The sequence below is a fragment of the Moritella sp. genome (genome assembly GCF_013215705.1).
In the GTDB taxonomy this organism is placed as follows: domain Bacteria; phylum Pseudomonadota; class Gammaproteobacteria; order Enterobacterales; family Moritellaceae; genus Moritella.
In genome coordinates, this window is sequence record NZ_JABSQR010000058.1 from 1 (window position 1) to 1630 (window position 1630).

2 protein-coding genes are annotated in these 1630 nt (G+C 37.5%); both read right to left on the minus strand.

The features are described from left to right. Positions 1-33: 33 nt before the first annotated feature. On the minus strand, positions 34-789 hold the full coding sequence (locus tag HRT96_RS21890) for a hypothetical protein (protein ID WP_293160834.1): 756 nt from the start codon (positions 787-789) through the stop codon (positions 34-36). Positions 790-914: 125 nt separating this feature from the next. After that, positions 915-1442 (minus strand): hypothetical protein, encoded by a 528-nt coding sequence (locus HRT96_RS21895; protein WP_293160837.1) that lies wholly within the window; start codon positions 1440-1442, stop codon positions 915-917. Positions 1443-1630 lie beyond the last annotated feature (188 nt).

The window sequence follows — 1630 nt, forward strand, 5'->3', positions numbered from 1 at the left end:
TATTTACTATATAAAGAAGGGCTTCGGACTTGTTCAACACCCGAATAAGGTGTCGGCTGCGCGACACCTATTCTTATTATGATTTTTTACGTTGTACTTTATTAATTTAAACTCGTCTGATTTACTTACACAGATGCTGTTGTCTTTAGAAGATATGGTAAATATCCTGCTACCAAAGTTACTTATATATCGAAATTTCTCAGTCTTGGATGAAGAACAATAGCCTTTACTCTCAAGATAAAAACCTTTTTCTTCGTGGTTCGCTGCCAGCTGTCCATTTGAAAACCCTTTGTTAAAGGAAACAACGGGCAAGAAACAAATTATAGATATTATAAATACCCTTAGATTCATAGGAACTTTCATCACAAATTTATTACTCAGAACCGTATAGAAGAATAAAGCCAGCCCAATAAGCGGGTATATTCCTCTAAGTCTCATATAGCCAGTTTCAGTAAACGCTGTATAAATTGCATTTCCAAAACTAAAAACGGCTAAAAATATACACCACCCAGTAAAAAAGTAGGAGAAGCCCTTAGCAAAGCCACCTTCGCTAATCATTATAGATTGCTGTTCTTTAGATACAGCATTAATACCATCCATTGCTGAGTATGCAGCAAGAATTCCTATAGCAGGCAATGTGGGATATACAGAAGCCTTCACAATATCAGTAAGGGCAACAAACGAAAGAATATTTATATCGAAACTTAGCCAAAAACCCCACAAATAAGAAATTCCAGAGAAAAGAGATAAGCTGTAACAAAATAGCGATATATTAAATTTTGAAGTCATAGTGCCTACGATGGTTGAAACTCATAACGCCACGCTAAGTGGCTAAAAATAGTTGGCTATAATTTGTGAGGTACGAACGAAGCCAACTGGTTTTTGTCCGATTTTAGCGTCTTGTTAGGTGACTTTCACTCCTGACGCAATAACACATCACCATTTTCTTTAAGCCACTTGCTCACTGACTCACGTGTTCTTTTAGCTTGACCCGGGTAACGTCCGGTAAACAAATTACAAGTTAATGAAAAAACGTAGCTGATAAGCCAAAAGGCAATTCCTGCACCGACTAACCACCATGAATAGATAGCATTATCCAAGTTGTCTGTTACGGTATACCAACATACGACAGCTAGTATTAGCAATTGCGCTATAGTACTTAGCCAATCCCATAGAGTTCGAATCGAACCACATAAATCAGACAATCTGTTTTGAAATAAATCTGAGCTAAATTTATGATGTGAATACTCTAGAATTTTTTTGGCATATGCCTCTGATTCAAGTTTTTCAACTGGAATTCCTAGAGCGACAGAAACTTCTGCAGAAGCTTGCTTTTGAATCTTTTCTGCTTCAATTGAGGCCATATACATTACGAGTGTACTAAATATGATTAGTACAACAATAGAACCTGCAATGTGTGCAATTGCGATGACAATATCCATACTTTACCTATTCACCTAACTCCGCACTAAGCGGACTAAAATTGTTAGTTATAATGTGTAGCGAAGCGAAACCTAACCAACTGTTTTTGTTCCGTTTAAAGGCCTTGTTGTACGAAGCCGCTGCGCGGCAGAGTCTTTGCCCTACCAGTCATACTAACCAATAGCATCACCATTATGGTTGTGCCTTA

Bases quoted from the DNA above. Each gene is read 5' to 3' on its own strand.
- HRT96_RS21890 (WP_293160834.1), bottom strand. From the start codon at position 789: ATGACTTCAAAATTTAATATATCGCTATTTTGTTACAGCTTATCTCTT.
- HRT96_RS21895 (WP_293160837.1), bottom strand. From the start codon at position 1,442: ATGGATATTGTCATCGCAATTGCACACATTGCAGGTTCTATTGTTGTA.